We start from the raw sequence: 18,242 nt of genomic DNA on the forward strand, positions 1-18,242 counted from the left end.
GATACCCTTATAAACCACCCTCTCCTTTAACTGGATCACGCTCATGACCCGTTCTTCAACCGATCAGCACACCACACAGCCAGTAGAGACGGGCGATGTTGTTCTCCCCTCTAATGCGCTAAGTGTCCCAGAGATTCTCGCTTGGCATTCCATCCCCCAAGAGCTTATCACCGCGATGGCCGGTAGCAGCCTTGCTGAAGGGTTAGAGCGTGTCATTCATTTTGCCCCACTGCCTTTAAAACCTGGCATCCCAATGGCGTTGGGCGGGGCATCTGGCTCTGGCAAATCACTCACCCTTGCTAAATTAGCCGCACGCTATGCCCGCCAAGCGCGGCAATCAAAAGGTAAACTCCGCCAGCCTCTCGTTTTAGCCTGCGATAGCACCCCTGGTAGTTACATCAAGCTTGCTTCGATTCTACGTGGTTGTGACCTAGAGTTGGTCAAAGCCTATGGCGGCATGGACCCAGAGGAAATTGACGGCCAAGACCGCATCATTCTGGTAGATTTACCGGGGCTTTGTGTCTATTCCCCCACAGCCATGACGGAAATGCGTGAGGTGATAGACCGTACAAAAGCACGCCTCTCATTAGTCGTCCCAGCGGGGATGGACCCAGAAGAAAGCACTGATATTGCTGCGGCCTTCCATCATTGTGGGGCGGATTCACTCATTGCCAGCCGTATGGAGCAAGCCGGGCGTATTGGTAGCATCATTACCGCGGCGGCTTGTGGTTTATCTTTAACCTATGGGAGTTATTCCGGCTCTATCAATGAGGGCTTTACGCAACTCACCCCGGCTATTCTTGCCCGTCGGCTGCTCGTCTTACCGGGGTGATATAAAAGGGGGGCGTTACCCCCCACCAAAACTGCGGACTAAACCACCAGAGACCATCTGGAAGCCATCCACCAATACAAAGAAAATCAATTTAAACGGCAAAGAGATGGTCGGCGGGGGAAGCATCATCATCCCCAAGCTCATCAACACACTAGATGTCACAAGGTCTATCACCAAGAAGGGCAAATAGAGCAAAAAGCCCATCTCAAAACCACGGCTTAGCTCCCCTACCATAAAGGCTGGGACAATCACCCGCCAAGGCGGCCGCACCGTGGTGGTGTGGGTACCATCCTTCCCCTCCACTGGCGTTGCCTCTGGCTTAACACCAGCGAGATGATAGAAAATAGCCACATCATTAGGCCGCGCATTGCGAATCATAAAATCGCGGAACGGCTCTGCCGCTGCTTGCAAGCCTGCAATTTCATCAACGCGGCCATCCATCAGCGGCTCTATCCCTTGCTCCCAAGAGCGTTCCAATGTGGGCTGCATCACAAAAAAGGAGAGAATGAGGGCCAGCGCAATCAGCACCATATTAGGCGGTGTCCCCTGCGCACCAATGGCACTACGTAAAAGCGACAGCGTAATGATAATCCGCGTAAAAGCCGTCATCATCACCAGCAAACTCGGTGCGAGGGAGAGAAACCCCACAATCGCCGTAAGCTGGACAAGACGGCTTGTCGTCCCCGCCTCGCCAATGCCACCGCCTTTACCCATATCAAAAGTGATGGATTGTGCAAAAGCTGGATGCGCTGCCACACATAACAACACGCCACCTATCACCACGCCACACAAAGCCATGATGCCACATATCACGCTCCGTTTTATCGGCTTATGCTGTTTGGCAGCCTTCATCATGGCAAAGCGACCTTTATCACTCTGGTTCATACGCTTACGCCTCTCATCTCTCTGGCTATTACGCTGTCTCTGATGCGCTCTCTTTAAGAGGAGCAATGTCCTTTAAAGGCTGGGTTGGGCCATCGCCTAACCAGCCAATACAGAGGTCTGTTGGGCCACCTGTAAGAATCACCGCTGTGGCCTGCTGCCCTTCCGGGCCTTTTACAGCGACAGAAAAAAGCGTTCGTTTTGCTCCCAAAGGTACGGCATCTTGCACTTTTAAAGCACGCTCCGGGGCCGCTTCAGTTACCTGCAATAAGCGAGGCATACGGTGGCGCATACGGCGTAAGAACCACGGCGTTATGAAAATAAGCCCCACAACAAGCCCTAACGCTAATACGGGATTCATGTGAAACCCCATAACAGCCTGCATCATCGCCCCAGAACCATGAACCCCACTAACTGGTGCTGGTGTCATAATCGGACGAAACCTTACGCACTAGCTGATGACGACATAATCTCCGTCATCGTCACAGCAATATTATCATCCTCAATGATAGTGATTTCCCCACGAGCAATCAGCCGATCATTGGCGTAAATATCAATCGAGGCCCCTAATTTACGATTTAGCGGCACAACAGCCCCACGGCCAAGGCGCACCAAGTCCCGCACGGGCATTTTAACATCGCCCACCACGGCTGTAATTTTGACAGGAACATCAAGAATCGCCTCACGGTCACGGGCTTTTTCCTGCTCGCTATCGTAATATTTACCGGCCCGCTCTGCGCCTTCTTCTGCTACCTCGGACGAAAAATCGGACAAATCAACACCACCAGAGGCCTGCTTATCATCAGGCTGAGGGGCAGTCGCATTAGGGTTGGTCTCTGTCTCATCTGCCATGCTTATTCTCCTTCTTTTTGTACTATATGCGGCTCTACATCCTGCACGGCTTCTTGCTCACTTACAGGAGCCAGCCTGATGAGTGCCTCCACCGCTTCTGCGACACGATGCCGCACGGCCTCTGCCCATTGGCTCTCATCCAACGTGATGCGCGCTTGCGCGGCCGAAATCGCTACACTACCGGCTTTGCGCTCGGCTTCTGCCGTAATGGCAACATCCTTCGCCCCGGCAAGAGCGGTGCGAAGGGCTGGCTCATCAGCCTTAGCGCAATCAAGAGTGATGGTGCCCTCACATTGAGCCACCAATAAGGCGGCGTCCTCAGCAAGCTGATGGCGCAACCCTGTTTGTGAGAGATCTCCCGCAAAAAGCTGCTCAACAACTCGGCACACCCCCTCCACAAATTGCTCTGCAAGCCGCATCATCTTGGCATTACGGTGGGTCTCCTCCTCCTCCATAAACGCTAAGACCTGCGCGATAGAGTTTGCCATCTCATCACTCAAGCTCTGCACGGCATCCCCCTCACCTTGGCGATAACCTTGCTGATAAGCCTCAGCTTTAAGACGTTCCAACTCATCAGGGTGGAGCGTAATGCTCGGCTCTGGCTCCTCCTCCTCATCATCAAGCACCTCTCCCACCACGTCATGCTCATGGCGGGAAAAATCCTCCAAACTCTCACTGAAACTCCACCGCTTGGGCGGAGCAGCCTGCTGTGTGATGTTGCTCATCAGATTTACTCGATGATTTCATCTTCAGAGGAGGAAGGCGAAATATCAATTTCACCATCATTCGCCAGACCTTTAATGAGCACAATCAGCTCCATCTGTGCGGCTTCTGCATCACGCAAACGCACAGCCCCCATGCCGCGGATCTCATCCTCCAAGAGGCCCGCAGCACGCTTAGACATGCATTTAAAGAACAACTCCCGCACAGTCTGATTGGCCGCTTTAAGGGCCAAGGGCAGCCGACTTTTTGCCTCGCCATCGCGATTGATCGCTGCCATGACGCGCATCATGTCATCAGGGGTGAGACGCTTGATATCATCGAAGGTGAACTTCAGTTGATTCACCTTCTCCATATCTTCTTCGCTCAACAGGCCAAGCTTCTCCGTGAGAGAAGCCTCCGTTTTGCGATCGAAGTTATTATACACCTCCGCCACAAAGGCATAACTATCGCGCTTGGTGGACCGTCCAAAGGCCATAATCAGCTCCTTACGGAGGGTCATCTCCAAACTCTCCAGCACATCCTTGCTGACAGGACTCATATGGAGGATGCGCATAATTACATCAGTAGCGAACTCCTCAGGGAAAAGCGTAAGCACACGCGCCACATGCGCTGGAGCGATATAGCTAAGGATAACCGCCACGGTCTGCGGTTGTTCATTACGCAGATAATTTGCCAAAGTGGCCTCGGGCATATTGCCCATTTTGGCCCATACGCTACGCCCTGATGGGCCGCGTATATCCTCCATGATCTTCTCGACCACTTCAGCAGGAAGGGCGCGTTTAAGGTAATCTTCTGTCGTTTCATAACTGCCGACAAAGCCATCTGCGCTCGAATATTTCTCTGCAAACTCGTTACAAACAGCTTCAACCCGATCCGCCTGTACAATCCCCAAAACGGACATCGCTTTGGAAATGTCGCGCACCTCATCCTCCTGCAAAGAACGAAAAATACGCGCTGAACGCTCTTGGCCTAGAGCGAGCATCAAAATAGCGGCTTTCTCGCTCCCCTTCATCGCCGCGATTAACCCGGGGCGCGCTGTCTCGGATTGACCGGCAGCGGCATCCAACCCGCCATTCATCATTTGCTCTGCCATGATGGCCCTCCTTAACTCTCTGCCACTGGTTTGGTTGGCTCTGGCTCAGCTAACCAATTACGAATGACGGCAACGGCATCATCAGGGTTCGTCTCAACACGTTGAACAACACGCGCGAGGGCCTCTCGGCGCATCTTCCCTTCCACACCCTCAACGCTGATGCGATCACCACGGCCTACGGCATCATCTGGCTTGGCCTCACCCTCTGCCGTACCGGGGGCCGCTGTAGCATCCATCGCAGCAGCATTTTGTACAGCAGCAGCTTCGCTCCCCTTACGCACACGCCGTAGAATAGGCCCAAAGAGCATTGCCACCGCGCCGAGGAGCAAGAGAATGGGAACAATCCATTCCGCCAGATAGATAATCATCTCTCTGGTAAAGAATGGTGTCTCCTCATGCGGAAGGTCTGTCCCACCATCAACACGGAATGGCATTGAAACAACATTGACCTCATCACCGCGTGTCTTGTCATAGCCAATGGTTGTCTGCACTAATTGGGTTAGGCGTTTAACCTCAGCTTCATCCAAAGGCTTCCATGATGGTTTACCGTTTTTATCAGCCGTAACAGTCCCATCCACCAGCACAGCAAGACTAATCCGCGACACACGCGGGCGTGTCTGATTAATAACGCGCGTCCGCTTGCCGATTTCGTAATTATTCGTCTCATCCGTCCGCTCCTCGCTGGAGCCTGTCCGGTTATTCTGCCCTGCATTTGCGTTAGGAAGGTTATTACCAACGCTGGTATTCTGATTCGCCTCCGTATTGGCACTCTTATCCGTACTCGTGCTTTGGGAGCGCAAGACTTGCTCATTCGGATCGTACGATTCATCGGTCTCATGGATGAGGTCCGTATTCATCGTCACAGCCGCGCGTGCCCGCACATGGCCCATGCCTAATGTAGGAGTAAGAATATCCTCCACCGCTTGCGCAAGACGCTGCTCCTCAGCATGACGTTGCTTTTCTAAAGACGATTCTTGGCCTGCAAGACTATCTGGGTCTCCGGGACGTGCTAGAACATCCCCCCGCGTATCCACGATGGAAATACCATGCGCCTTTAATCCCGGTACTGCTGCAGACACTAGGTTCTGAATCGCGGAAATCGCATCCTCTGATACTGCTCCAGTACGCCCCACATCCAAAATCACACTCGCTTGGGATGGGTTCGTCTCCGTAGAAAATAAATCACGATGAGGCAAAACAAGATGTACACGCACATTCCTTACACCGTGAATGAGACGGATGGAGCGTTCCAACTCGCCTTCCAAAGCGCGTGTCTCGTCTATGCCTTGCTCAAACTGCGTGCTGGTGAGCGTGCCGCTTTTATCAAACAGCTCATACCCGACAATCCCCCCACCGGGCAGACCCGCCTTGGCCAATAGAAGCCGCGCCTCTGCCACCTTGTTGGTCGGCACATACAAGGTACGGCCATCCGGCCCTGTATTAGTAGGGATATGCGCCTTGGCAAGGTCATCCACCATCTCGGCGGCTTCATTAAGCTCTAAATCCCCATAGAGCAGGGACATAGAGGAGGTACGATTATGAAAAGCAATTACCCCAAGGGAGAGCAACAACATCACCCCTACGACCCCAAGAGCAATAAGCCTTACCCGGCCAAGGCTCTTCAACCCTTCTATAATCTGCGGCAAACGGAGCTTACTAAACTGCATATAACGGGTATCTACCTGCTGCTCTTACGCCGGAAGCAGCAAAGCCCGCTACCGGATTTACCATATAAGCCACAATAATTATGGCAAGACTATCGCTCTCATGTCATAACTAACCTTCACTATAGCCCAATGTAAAGCCTATATAAGGTTAATTATCGGTGTATGTCTTTACACCTGATTACGGCGCAAAATATTGTGTGCTAGGCGGCACCTTCTTAGCGGGCATCATAAGACGATTAGCGTTTTGCTCTGGCGTCAAACCACGCGGCCCTTCATACGTCTCATGAGCCATATTCGGCGTTAATTCTGGCCGTGCCCAACAATCCACACCATTCCAGCTCTGCGTACAATAAGGCTGCGGAGGCGGGGTGCGTTCTGGTGGGGCGCACCAATCCTCCCCTTCCTCCAAATAACCTGCTTGGCACTGCCGCCCTGTCATCTTGCTAGCCAGATAATCTGGCGCACATGCGCTAAGCCCAACTAAGGTAGGCATAAGCACAAACATCGCCTTCCACGAGCGTGATAATGAACAAGACTGCCCCATGATTCGCTTCTCCTGCATTATCCCCTCATTATTGCCGTGATGGTAAAAGCGGCCCGCTCTGGGGTACCGCCTCATAATGCACACGCTCTGCTGCATCGGCTGCGGGGGCCTCATTCAACCCCGAAGCAGAAGCCCCATCCCCTGCCACAACAGGAATCGCTAAAGCAGGATGATGAAAATGCCGCACACCCACTAAATATTGCGAGACAAGATTCACCCTATCGGGCGTCATATGCGCCATAATACCGGAGAGCTTACGCGTATTCATGGAGGCTGCTATGGCTATCAAGACATGCGGGTCCATAACATCAAAGACCGCAGCCGCCTCTCTAGGGCGCATGACCTCATAAATACCAACCAAGCGTGCCACAGCTTCTTGAGGGACCAGCTTATGATTATCCACCGTCTCCGAAAAAGCCGCTTTTGATTGATTCAGCACATGCATCCGCAGTTCCAACGCTTTACGCGCTGCTGCAAAAATACGCTGCTGCTCCTGCATTTGCTGCTCTGCATCATGGTCTGGGACGCCATCTAGCCCCGCTGCCTTAGCAGGCGAGGGCCAGAGCATACCAACACATAAAAATAAGGCAGCAAAGCCACTTACATAACGCAGTCGCCGGGATTGCTGAAAGCACACACCCGCCATTAGCCCCCCAATGGAATCTCGGCGTCTTGTTCCGCCTCGCTAATATCTGGGGTTTTTGCCGCCCAATGAGGGTCTGGCTCATCATCACCGGGGATGACAAGATGAGCCTCATCATGCGCTACAACAGTTTGCCCTTCCCTCTGGGTGTCAGGACGCTGCTGTCCCCCACCCTTACGGGAAACGGAAATACGGACATCCCCTTCAAAGCTTGCATCCTCATGGATAGCACAGCCTGTTGGGCTTCCCATCTCAATCACACAATCAGAAATACGCGCATTAGCACCAGCCGTTAGCCGAGGGGTAGTGAAGGTCACCCCCGTAACGTACCCGTCAATCATCACTGATTGTGCTTCAATCTGGCCGTCTTTTAGGGTGCCACTCTCGGTAAGACAAATATGCTCAGCTTGAAGGGCCGCCTGCTCAACATCACCAGCAATATGCAGGCTCCCCTCCACGACACCACGCAGCGACTGCACAACAAGTCCTGCTGGAATAAAGCCTTCTCTTTGTTTGCTTTCAGACATTTACTCTCTCCCCTTCCCCATAACGGCCATCCCACGCCATCTAAACCATCTTACACAAGCCATGATTATGGCATAAAATGCCATATCGCAATGTGTAAGCCTTATATAGGCCATAAACCTTAATAATGTCCTTTTATATCCCCTTAAAAAGGCAAGACATTCTCTAAAACCTTCTGCCCATAACGCGGCTGTTGATATTGCGAGAGCTGACCACGCCCGCCATAAGAGATGCGCGCCTCAGCAATGCGGTCATGCGTAACGACATTATCTTCAGAGATATCCTGTGGTCGGACAACACCACTCACCATAATTTGCCTTAGCTCACCATTCACGCGGACTTCTTGGCGGGCCACAACGACAAAATTACCATTAGGCAAAACCTGCGTGATGACACCGGCCAATGTGAGCGTCACCGTATCAATACGCCGAATCGTTCCCGCCCCGGTATTCGCGCTAGAGCTGCTCGTATCAAGCGCATCAGCACTCGTCAGGTGAGATAACGCCTTACCTTTAAAGCCAAACAGACTTGGAATCCCAAAAACCTCTGATGCACTACCGGATGCCGTGGTGTTGTTGGTGACATTAGCTGTATCAGCAACCTGAATCTTCACCGTAAGCAAATCCCCCGCTTGCGCGGCACGCTGGTCTTTAAAGAAGGCACGGCTCCCCGGCCGCCATAAACTGCCTACCTCTGTCGGTGGGGCCTGAAGCGGCGGGCTAGGCATAGTAATCGGCCGATAATCGGGGGCTTGCGTGGGGTCAGCCGTCCGCGTCATACGCGGGAGATGGCCCATTTCGCTCATCCCGCTAACCCCTAAACACCCACTCAACCCCACTAAAAGGCCAGGTACCACACCCACGCGCAGCCATGCCCGCTTTGACCATAAGGACATCATGGGCGGCTTCCTCCATCAAGCATCATGGTGTTAATCCCCAGCCTACGCGCTTCTTCCGAATCAGGAGGAATGGCTGTAGAGGACGCATCAACCCTAATCTCGCCCGAGGCACTGACCCGGCCAATCAGTATCATACGACTACCCAGATTAAGCGCATGGACAAATTGCCCACTGCCACCATCTTCTAACGCACGGCCTGTCGCGGTGAGACGGATGCCCGTGCTGTTGTAGCTCAACAAAACAGGGTCTCCGCGATGGACAAGAATGGCACGCCGTAAATCTGTTGCTTCCACAGGTTGACCTGCCCCGACAGTCCGCACCAAGGCCATGCCAATCATCTTTTCTGGCTCTGGCAAAGAGCGTGCTAATGGGGGCACCGTGCCGGTAAAGGCTGGGTCTATCCGCATATCATCTTGCTGAATAATATGGCCTGATGGCAATGCGTGGTCATACACCATCACAGGCTGTACGGGGCGAATACTCCCGCGCACGGTAAAGCTATCCGCTCCTGCCGTACCAGAAGGATGAGAAGGCTGAGCCAGCGCGGTAAAGCGACCTGTTTTATGGTCCCACTCAAAATTAGAGAGCGTAATAGGGTCCGCTTCCCCCTCATCCACCATAACGGGCGTGAAGCTGGCAATCTCCACCACAACGCTACCCGCACCCTCACCTTGCGCGACCATTTTACGCACCAAAGCGGCAAAATCATCCCGCCCCAACACATGACCAGCCCGTGTAAGAGTCAGACTCGCAGAGGAGGATTGATCATCCCAATCCACTCCATATTGATCCGCTAAGGCGATAAGCTGGCTCCCGCCAATCGTAACGGCTTTCCCCGGCGCAGGGGCTGGGCCAAGAAGGCGATCTTGCCCGCTCTCCAACCCCTCAAAAACATCAGAAAGATAAACGGACGCCCCATGCACAACCCCAGAAGGACGCAATGTTGCCGCCAGCATAGTATGAGGCAGAAACCACCCCGCACCAAGGCAAAGACATGCTGCAATCGCCTTCATCCCACCTATCTTCACCTTACAGAGCCCCTGCATATAGCCCCGCTCTTAACGCAGATTTGTTAAGGTCTGGAGCATCTCATCAGAGGCGGTAATGCTCTTACTATTCATCTCATAAGCACGTTGTGCCGTGATAAGGTCCGTAATTTCCGTCACAGCATTTACAGCGGATTCCTCAACGAACCCCTGCCGAATTGTCCCAAAACCGGTCGTCTCTGGGTTACCGATAATAGGATCCCCCGAGGATGTTGTCTCGGTAAAGAGGTTCTGCCCCATAGCGGCTAGACCATTCTCATTTTGGAAAGTCGTAAGCTGAATCTGCCCCGCTACTTGGGAGTTCGCCTGACCAGAGAGCGTGTATTGCACTTGCCCAGTTTGGTCGATGGTGATGTTTTCAGCATTATTAGGGATCGAAATATTCGGCGTAAGAGGATAGCCATCTGCCGTCACAATCGCCCCATCTTGCGAGAGAGAAAATGTCCCATCGCGCGTATAGGCATATTCCCCATTCGGCAATAGAATACGGAAATAACCGCGCCCTTCTACTGCGAGATCCAACGCATTACCGGTTTGAGCCAAACTACCTTGCTCGTTAATCCGGTAAATAGCTGCGGTACGCACACCCAAACCAACCTGCGCCCCGGCTGGCACGCGGTAACCAGTATCAGAACTCATCGTCCCGACCCGGCGGAGGTCTTGATAGATAAGGTCCTGAAACTCCGCCCGGCGTCTTTTATAGCCTGTAGTCGTCATATTGGCGATGTTGTGGGAGATGGTTTCCACATTGGTGGACTGGGCCTGCATCCCTGTCGCGGCAACATCGAGTGATCTCAGCATAAATGGGCATCCTTAAAGATTCTGCCACCATCGCCATGGCAAGCACAATAAACGCATTACTATGCCCTCTCATAAACCAGAGAAGTTCCTTTTATCAAGGATATTTATATGAACACATCATGAATAAGTCCTTAATTAGGTAGCTTTATCAAGGTTAAATTAAAGCCATATATCAACAAAAAGCCTATAGGAGCTTTACATAAGGCCATAATAATGCGATTAAAACGCCCAATATGGCATAAATAGCCTTTATAAGGACGTTCGGCATGGACATAACCGGTTATCTTGCACTAGCCCGTATTGATGCCCTCACACGCGGGCTTGAGGTCACCACGAACAATCTGGCCAATAGCAGCACGGATGGCTTTAAGGAGCATCGTGTCCTCTTTTCCGACTATCTCTCCCGCCAACATGGGGCCGATTTGGTCAATGGGGAGAAAGTCCTAACCTATAGCCAAGACCGCTCTACTTATTTAGACACACTTCAGGGCGAATTACGCCAAACAGGTAACCCGCTAGACCTAGCTATTAATGGGTCGGGTTATTTTGTGGTCCGTACACCACAAGGACTCCGCCTTACCCGCAATGGCCAGCTCCATCGTGGTGAGGATGGTACGATTGTCGATTCGTCAGGGGACCCAGTGTTGGATGATCAACGCCGCCCTATCACGCTCAACGCTGATGAGCAGATTCTCCCCCTCGGCATTGGGGCTGATGGCACCATCTCTACCGAAAAAGGCATTATCGCTAAATTAGGCCTTGCTACAGTGGAGAATCCTAATACGCTCCATGCTGAAGGTAATCATCTTTTTCGTCCCACAACGGAGCTACAAAACGTCCCCACCCAAGAGATTCGGCAAGGGATGTTGGAATCCAGCAACGTCAATGCGGTGGAAGAAACCACGGCAATGATTAAGACCCAACGGGAATATGACCTTAATTTTCAACTCTTACAAACTGAGTTTACCCGCCGCCTTAACGCGATTGATAAAATCCCCGCTGAGCCTACAACATAACCCTTAACAAGGTTAAGGGATTGTTAGGCAAAATATATGCCTTGTGTTTAACTTCATGTAACCCTCACGCCGTATGGTAAGCCTTATCAAAGCCCACCTTGTGCTTTTCTAGGTTATTGGCCTTTATGCCAGCCTTTTCATTCTGGGAGAAAGAACATGAGTCTCGGTCTATCCCTCAATATCGCTTCCAGTGGGCTTAAAACCATTGAGAACGAGCTTTCAACAACATCTGATAATATTTCTAATGCCTCGACCCCCGGTTATGTGGCAGCCACACCAACGCCAACTTCTATGGTTGTCTCTGGGATGGGCGTTGGCGTTACAACCAATCATAACCGCCTCGTTGTATCGCAAGCGTTGCAAAATGCACTCTATCACCAAAATGCGCAGGTTGCAGCCCTCACAGCCACCAGCAACTCCTTAGCGGCTGTCTCCTCCGTACAGGGGACGACAACAAGCTCTGATGGCTCCACAGCAGTGGGCACGCTAACTAATAACCTGCAAAATGTTAATAACGCTTTTGTATCGCTCACCAGCACCCCGCAAGATAGTGCCGCCCAAAAAACGGTTATTTCTGCTGCTCAAACATTAGTCAGCAACATCCATACGCTCTCCTCCGTCTATCAAGCACAACGCCAAGGTGCGCAGGATGCGGTGACGGATAGCGTCTCAGGCATTAATACCGACCTAACAACGATCGGCCAGCTCTCCCAGCAAATCATGTTGGCACGCTCCTCCCATGCCGATACCTCAGACCTTGCCAATAAACGCTATGAAGCTATGCAGAGCCTCTCTAGCAAATTGGGGGTTAGTTTTACCGAGAAGCCCAATGGCGACATGCTCGTCTCCACACAAGATGGCACAAGCCTTCCCACCCGACCGGACCAGCTTGGCTTATCCAATGGGCTATTAACAGGCCCAAGCTCCACGTGGCCGCTCACTACACAAAATGCCACGCTAAGCTCCAGCATGTATCACGCCACAGATGGTAGTGATAAAGGTGTGCCGGGCATTATGCTCGCTGGGAAAGACATCACCTCCCATCTAACAGGCGGGACATTGGGGGCGAATCTTACACTGCGCGACCAAACCTATCCGCAGATGCAAGCCCAGCTTGATTCCTTCTCCTACACCTTAATCAACCGCTTCAATGCTGCTGGTGTGTCGCTCTTTAGCAATGGGACGACACAAAATCTCTCCTCTGACCCAACCAAAACAGCACCAAATGGACTCGTTGGGCTTTCCTCTCAGCTTGCTGTCTCTGATAGCTACCTCCAAGCCCCTGCGCGCCTGACTGAAAACCTCACCGGCCTTCAGCACTCCAACATCAAACCCAATGCTGTACTCAATCAGGCTTTTGGGAGTGGGCCTTCCTCTGTGACCAATAACCTCATGGCCCCTATGTCCGGTTTGGGGCCAGATGGCCAACAATCCACAGGCTATGAAGGCGCACAAAGCCTGACCCAGCTTGCCACAGCCCTAACGGCAAATCAGGCACAGACCATTAGCCAGTCCAATAGCGACCTTAGCACAGCAACCTCCATCCAAACGTCACTTTCCACCAAAGTGGCCAGTGTCTCTGGCGTGGATGTCAACAGCCAAATGGCGGCTGTTGTCGCCTTAAAGACCTCTTATTCCGCCAATGCTAAAGTCGTCTCTATGGTGCAAACCATGTTCGATACCCTCCTTAACGCGGTGCATTAAACACACCGCCCCTCTCTTTACGCCCTTTATCATAAATAGGAGTTCCCCCTCATGAGCATGAGTGTTGGCCAATATGGTGCCTCTGGGGCAGAATTAATCCTCAATGCCGGGATTAAACAAATTGAAGCCGCTCAAAGCGATGTCGCGTGGCAAAGCTCACAAGGGACAATCTCCTCCAGCATTGCAGGGCTAGGAAGCAACCGTCAGGCGGCCCTCACCCTTAGCCCTAAACTCTCCGAGTTAAACAGCTATCAAAACAATATCTCTATTGTGCAGAACCGCCTCTCCCTCGGCTCCACTGCCTTTACACAAATTACCGACCTCGCACAGTCCCTCAACACTATGTTGCTGAACATGACCTCCTCCGAAGGCGGCTCCACCACAGCAACAAACGCCGCGGCGGATTCAGCCCAAAAAGGCCTCAGCACGTTAGGGACAATCCTCAACACATCTGATGGCTCAAGCTTTCTCTTTGCTGGGCATGATACAGCCGCAGCCCCCGTTACCTCCCCCTCTGGCCTCTCCAACAGCACGCTTGCTCAAACAATCTCTAAGCAGCTCTCTGGCCTAACTGACACGAATAGCGACACTATCTTCCAGCAAGCGACAACCGCGAGTGCCGATAATAGTACCGCTATGAGCGTCTTCTCACCCACTTTATCCGTCTCTGCTGATGACGCAACGACCCTACGCGCTACAGCCGTCATCGGGCCAAATGATAATATCATCACAACCGCTCCTGTCGCGACAGAAGGCGGCCAGGCCTCTGCCACCTCCACAGGCTCACCTATACGCGACCTTATGCGCGATATGATGTTAATGTCCGGTATGAAGGGCATGAGCACAACAACACCCGGCTTTACAAAACTTGTCACCCAAATGCACAGCTCACTAAGCCAGACCATCAATCAGCTCATTGACATGAATACAAGCATGGGGGTGACACAAAACACACTCTCCCGTCAGAAGGGCATCTTCTCCAGCGTTACATTGATGGTAAAGACCCAACTCTCCAACAATCTTGATGCAAATCTTGCTGAGGTCGCCACACGCTCATCCGACCTTAATCTTCAGCTCAAAGCCTCCTTCTCGCTTATTGCTGATACGAAGAACATGTCCCTCGCTGATTATCTCTAAATATCTAACATTCATCCTCCTCCCCAAAAAAAGGCCGCTCTCCCCATAGGAGGCGGCCCTTTTTATAGGATTTGCGCTATAAGATTACAGCTTATCAAACCCCGTGAAAGATAAAGCCTTTACAGCGGCCTCTTGGTCTTGCTCATACGTCCCACCAGAGACCCCAAGGCCACCTATAAGGCGGCCTTGATAAAAAATAGGATACCCACCCCCAACAGCCATCAAACGCGGATGACTAGCAAGGGGAGCCATGTGAGACTCTTGCACCAGGCTGTTCCATATATGGGTTGGTTGCCCAAAAGAACAGGCCGTCCATGCTTTATCACAGGCTATTTCCGCTGTCAGAAAGGCCGCTTCGTCAGCTCGCCCAAAAGCGCGTAAATGTCCCCCCGCATCCATCACCGCGATGGAAAAAGCAATCTTTTGGGCCGCACCTTCTTTTAGAACCGCCTCGATAAGAGCCTGTGCAGCCTCCCATGTAATCTGCGCTGTTTCCTGCTGGTATTTTACGGGCATGATAAACCTCCTCTTATGCTTTATGGCCCATTGCACGCTTTACTGCCGCAACAATCTGCGTCGCACCGGGGATATAGGCTTCCTCCAATAATGGGGAGAACGGCACCGGCGTGTGAGGCGCGCTCACCATCTGCGGGGCTGATTTAAGAGAGGAGAACCGCTTTTCGACCACCTGCGCCATAATCTCCGCCTCGACACCCGCCTTAGCAAGCTGCGTAGCGGCTTCCAAAGCGCGAGGCACCATCGGCCCATAGGTGATGATCGACACATCACGCCCCTCCCGCACATGCTGGTCAAAGCATACGCCCATAAAGTCGATAAACGGCACTTCTGCAACAACGGGCACACCAGAGAGTGCCGCCCCTACGGCAGCCCCAACATAGGCCATTTCCGTTGGTGGGGCATCAATAACGCGGTCGCCATATTTACTATACAGCCCCTTTGTCACGCCAAGGACACCCCCCCCCCAGCAATCGACATCCCCACCAGCATCCACACCGCCAGCCGTATCTTGCCCAAAGAGCAAGAGTTTCAGCTCGCGTGCCATTTCTTAGTCCAATGCCTCATTAATAGCGGCTTTTAACGTAAGCCCTCTTGTCATCACTTATCTCCTGTTAATCTGCTTTTTAGTAAGAAACGTACACACCCTCATGCAGGGCACTTAATGCTGGGAACGGGGCTTTAACGGCCTCTTGCACGGCTGCCTCTACAAGCGATTCGACCTCACGATCCACCACCTCAAGCTCTGATGAGCTAAGCCCTTCTTGTACGGCTTAATGGCTAAACCGCTTTAAACAATCCTGATTCGCCCGTGCCTTAGCCACTTCTCCAGTAGGGCGATAAACCTGCGTATCCCCTTCAAAATGACCATAAAAACGCACAGTCTTACATTCCAACAACACAGGCCCATGCCCTGCGCGCATCTGGGCAATTAACTCCCCTGCGGTGCGATAAACCGCAAAGAAATCCAGCCCATCCACCGTTACGGCGGGCATACCAAAACCTTTGGCGCGGTCCTCGTAACTCGTGACAGAGGTTGTTCTTTGCTGCGGTGTTGATTGTGCGTAATGATTATTCTCGACAACGAACATCATAGGCAGCTTCCATACGCTGGCGAGGTTCATGCTCTCCAGCAGGCCCCTTCATTCACACCGCCATCACCACCAAAGCCAACAGCGACATGGCCTTTTCCCGCCAGCTTATCAGCCAGAGCCGCCCCACATGCGAGCGGAGCCCCCGCACCTAAAATACCATTAGCCCCCAACATGCCCTTGCTGAGATCAGCAATATGCATGGAGCCCCCTTCGCCATTGCAAACGCCCCCTTGGCGGCCGTAAATCTCCTTCATCATCGCCATAACATCCACCCCTTTGGCGATGCAGTGACCATGCCCGCGATGTGTACTAGCAATTTGATCTTCATCTGTTAAATGGCTGCAAATCCCTACTGCCGTAGCCTCTTGCCCTGCATAAAGATGGGCAAATCCGGGGACGCTGCCCGTTTTATAATCCTCATGCAGACGGTCCTCAAAAACACGAATAGTCTTCATCCGCCGATAAGCTGCCAATAAAACATCATGAGGGATTGGCGTATTTTTGTCTTATTTTCTCTCGTCTTTAGCGTTCATTCTTTCCTCCTAGGCAAAGTATATGGCACTATCTCAATGCCTGTTGTTATCTCTATGCCCGTTAGAGGAGAAACCGATAGAACTATCCTGCACAAAACTTGCCTTATCTTCCAAAAATTATGACCCATAAAAAAACGCCACCGTGGTATCACGATGGCGTTCTTTGTAACCAAACCCAAAAGGAACCAGCCCCGTAGGGCTAGGCTTCCCCCTCTTACTGGAAAAGGGACAGAATGTTCTGGGACTGACCATTAGCAATGGAGAGGGACTTAATGCCCAAGGATTGCTTGGTCTGCAGGGAGGTCAGCTTAGCAGACTCAGCGGACATATCCGCATCAGTCAACGCACCAGACGCCGCTGTCAAAGAGTCGGCAGATTTCTGACCATAATCGCTCATGGAATCGATAAGCTTCTGGTTAGAACCAAGGTCAGAGGTGACGTTTGTCATCGCCTCAATAGCTTTCTGCACCTGCGAAATCATCTTCACGACGCCCTGCTTCGGATCCCCCGCATAAGCATCGCTTAGGCGCGCACCATTAGCTGTAGCAGTGAGGAAGATATTCACATCTGGGTCCACACCTGGTGTAGCACTACCGGGGGTTAAACCCAGCATTTCTGACAAGATATGCCCAACACCATAGCCTGTGGTCGCGCCAATCATGCTGCCATAGCTTGTCAATGTTTGCGTATCACCCTGCACGCCCGTCACATAGGTAAGGCTATTGGAGGTAATGCCCAACCCATCAGTCGTGCCGCTCAATGTCCCACCGGAGAGGAGATTGATGCCCTTTGTGGTCGCATTACGCGCAATCGTATCGATGGACTTCATGTAGCCCGTGATTTCTTTATTCAACTGACCAAGGGATGTTTCACTCCCAATGTTATTACCCACCGTTGTAATAGCATTCTGCACATCTTGCAGAACCTTGATGATGCTATTTGCCGCAGAGTTGGTAGAGCTAACAATCTGAGAGGCGTAGCTCAACCCATCATTCACAGCACTCTGCCCAGAGATATCACCGCCAATTTGTGCGGAAATACCAAAAGCAGCTGGGTTATCAGACGCATTGGCCACCTTCTTACCGGTGGAGACGGCGTTCTCTGTTTTAGCAAGTTCACTCTGTGTGGTGTTCAATGTCTCCAAGGCGACCATGGAGGATGTGTTTGTGTTAATGGAAAGACTCATAGTCTTTTCTCCCAGCTCATCTAAATCAAAAGCAACGGCAAGTCGTTGACAGAACTATACAACCACAGAAATTTTACAGGATTCTTACATTAAAGAATAAAAATCACCTTTATTTTAGACAACAACGTAAAGAATTAACCTTATTAACTATATATTTATTATATCTTACCATAAAAAGAACGCCACCGTGGTATCACGATGGCGTTCTTTGTAACCAAACCCAAAAGGAACCAGCCCCGTAGGGCTAGGCTTCCCCCTCTTACTGGAAAAGGGACAGAATGTTCTGGGACTGACCATTAGCAATGGAGAGGGACTTAATGCCCAAGGATTGCTTGGTCTGCAGGGAGGTCAGCTTAGCAGACTCAGCGGACATATCCGCATCAGTCAACGCACCAGACGCCGCTGTCAAAGAGTCGGCAGATTTCTGACCATAATCGCTCATGGAATCGATAAGCTTCTGGTTAGAACCAAGGTCAGAGGTGACGTTTGTCATCGCCTCAATAGCTTTCTGCACCTGCGAAATCATCTTCACGACGCCCTGCTTCGGATC

General features: G+C 51.9%; 20 protein-coding genes and 1 pseudogene. 4 read left to right on the plus strand and 17 right to left on the minus strand.

From position 1 onward, the window contains the following. Window positions 1-43 precede the first annotated feature (43 nt). A complete protein-coding gene (locus tag GM557_RS07430; RefSeq protein WP_099026920.1) occupies window positions 44-832 on the plus strand; it encodes a hypothetical protein in 789 nt (262 codons plus the stop codon). 15 nt (window positions 833-847) lie between these two features. On the opposite strand, the gene fliP is transcribed toward GM557_RS07430, so the two are convergent. The 12 genes from fliP to flgG all read right to left on the minus strand — a co-directional run bounded on the left by fliP (window position 848) and on the right by flgG (window position 10,506). Next, the gene (fliP, locus tag GM557_RS07435; protein ID WP_099027056.1) at window positions 848-1,630 is read right to left on the minus strand and encodes a flagellar type III secretion system pore protein FliP; all 783 of its coding nucleotides are present in this window, start codon (window positions 1,628-1,630) and stop codon (window positions 848-850) included. 115 nt (window positions 1,631-1,745) lie between these two features. Beyond that, window positions 1,746-2,144, minus strand: a complete 399-nt coding sequence (locus tag GM557_RS07440) for a hypothetical protein (RefSeq protein WP_155573715.1) — start codon at window positions 2,142-2,144, stop codon at window positions 1,746-1,748. A gap of 14 nt (window positions 2,145-2,158) precedes the next feature. After that, window positions 2,159-2,566, minus strand: coding sequence for a flagellar motor switch protein FliN (gene fliN, locus GM557_RS07445; RefSeq protein WP_155573716.1), 408 nt, complete (start codon window positions 2,564-2,566; stop codon window positions 2,159-2,161). A 2-nt stretch (window positions 2,567-2,568) separates the two neighbouring features. After that, window positions 2,569-3,291, minus strand: coding sequence for a hypothetical protein (locus GM557_RS07450; RefSeq protein WP_155573717.1), 723 nt, complete (start codon window positions 3,289-3,291; stop codon window positions 2,569-2,571). Between the two features lie 5 nt (window positions 3,292-3,296). Further along, window positions 3,297-4,382, minus strand: a complete 1,086-nt coding sequence (locus GM557_RS07455) for a flagellar motor switch protein FliG (protein WP_196424621.1) — start codon at window positions 4,380-4,382, stop codon at window positions 3,297-3,299. Window positions 4,383-4,393: 11 nt separating this feature from the next. Next, window positions 4,394-6,049, minus strand: a complete 1,656-nt coding sequence (fliF, locus tag GM557_RS07460; protein ID WP_230880643.1) for a flagellar basal-body MS-ring/collar protein FliF — start codon at window positions 6,047-6,049, stop codon at window positions 4,394-4,396. Window positions 6,050-6,227: 178 nt separating this feature from the next. Beyond that, on the minus strand, window positions 6,228-6,593 hold the full coding sequence (locus GM557_RS07465) for a hypothetical protein (RefSeq protein WP_155573718.1): 366 nt from the start codon (window positions 6,591-6,593) through the stop codon (window positions 6,228-6,230). A 28-nt stretch (window positions 6,594-6,621) separates the two neighbouring features. Beyond that, complete coding sequence (locus GM557_RS07470; RefSeq protein WP_155573719.1) at window positions 6,622-7,239, minus strand: MotE family protein; 618 nt, start codon at window positions 7,237-7,239, stop codon at window positions 6,622-6,624. Then, window positions 7,239-7,763 carry a polymer-forming cytoskeletal protein gene (locus GM557_RS07475; protein WP_155573720.1) on the minus strand — a complete coding sequence of 175 codons (525 nt, stop codon included), beginning with the start codon at window positions 7,761-7,763 and terminating at the stop codon, window positions 7,239-7,241. The genes GM557_RS07470 and GM557_RS07475 overlap by 1 nt, the downstream gene beginning before the upstream one ends. A gap of 143 nt (window positions 7,764-7,906) precedes the next feature. Further along, window positions 7,907-8,659, minus strand: coding sequence for a flagellar basal body L-ring protein FlgH (gene flgH, locus GM557_RS07480; protein ID WP_155573721.1), 753 nt, complete (start codon window positions 8,657-8,659; stop codon window positions 7,907-7,909). Beyond that, window positions 8,656-9,705: a flagellar basal body P-ring formation chaperone FlgA gene (gene flgA / locus GM557_RS07485; protein WP_155573722.1), complete on the minus strand. Its 1,050-nt coding sequence runs from the start codon at window positions 9,703-9,705 to the stop codon at window positions 8,656-8,658. Before flgA ends, flgH begins: the two co-directional genes overlap by 4 nt. A 12-nt stretch (window positions 9,706-9,717) precedes the next feature. Next, window positions 9,718-10,506 carry a flagellar basal-body rod protein FlgG gene (gene flgG, locus GM557_RS07490; protein WP_099026928.1) on the minus strand — a complete coding sequence of 263 codons (789 nt, stop codon included), beginning with the start codon at window positions 10,504-10,506 and terminating at the stop codon, window positions 9,718-9,720. Between the two features lie 266 nt (window positions 10,507-10,772). Between flgG and flgF the strand changes: the two genes are divergently transcribed. The 3 genes from flgF to GM557_RS07505 all read left to right on the plus strand — a co-directional run bounded on the left by flgF (window position 10,773) and on the right by GM557_RS07505 (window position 14,363). Next, window positions 10,773-11,522: a flagellar basal-body rod protein FlgF gene (flgF, locus tag GM557_RS07495; RefSeq protein WP_155573723.1), complete on the plus strand. Its 750-nt coding sequence runs from the start codon at window positions 10,773-10,775 to the stop codon at window positions 11,520-11,522. Between the two features lie 156 nt (window positions 11,523-11,678). Then, window positions 11,679-13,226, plus strand: coding sequence for a flagellar hook-associated protein FlgK (gene flgK, locus GM557_RS07500; RefSeq protein WP_155573724.1), 1,548 nt, complete (start codon window positions 11,679-11,681; stop codon window positions 13,224-13,226). A gap of 51 nt (window positions 13,227-13,277) precedes the next feature. Continuing rightward, entirely contained in the window at window positions 13,278-14,363 is a 1,086-nt protein-coding gene (locus GM557_RS07505) for a flagellar biosynthesis protein FlgL (RefSeq protein WP_155573725.1), read from the plus strand. 84 nt (window positions 14,364-14,447) lie between these two features. Here the strand turns inward: GM557_RS07505 and GM557_RS07510 are convergent, their stop codons facing one another. The 5 genes and pseudogenes from GM557_RS07510 to GM557_RS07530 all read right to left on the minus strand — a co-directional run. Continuing rightward, window positions 14,448-14,879 (minus strand): heme-binding protein, encoded by a 432-nt coding sequence (locus tag GM557_RS07510; RefSeq protein ID WP_155573726.1) that lies wholly within the window; start codon window positions 14,877-14,879, stop codon window positions 14,448-14,450. A gap of 13 nt (window positions 14,880-14,892) precedes the next feature. Beyond that, on the minus strand, window positions 14,893-15,426 hold the full coding sequence (locus GM557_RS07515; protein ID WP_155573727.1) for a transketolase C-terminal domain-containing protein: 534 nt from the start codon (window positions 15,424-15,426) through the stop codon (window positions 14,893-14,895). A 79-nt stretch (window positions 15,427-15,505) separates the two neighbouring features. Then, a pseudogene (locus GM557_RS07520) lies at window positions 15,506-16,428 on the minus strand (thiamine pyrophosphate-dependent dehydrogenase E1 component subunit alpha). Window positions 16,429-16,720: 292 nt separating this feature from the next. Further along, window positions 16,721-17,692 (minus strand): flagellin, encoded by a 972-nt coding sequence (locus tag GM557_RS07525; RefSeq protein ID WP_155573728.1) that lies wholly within the window; start codon window positions 17,690-17,692, stop codon window positions 16,721-16,723. Window positions 17,693-17,951: 259 nt separating this feature from the next. Then, window positions 17,952-18,242, minus strand: a 291-nt coding sequence (locus tag GM557_RS07530; RefSeq protein ID WP_255482661.1) for a flagellin, incomplete at its 5' end; no start/stop codon positions are given.

It is taken from the genome of Bombella sp. ESL0385 (assembly GCF_009725755.1).
Taxonomy (GTDB): Bacteria; Pseudomonadota; Alphaproteobacteria; order Acetobacterales; family Acetobacteraceae; genus Bombella; species Bombella pollinis.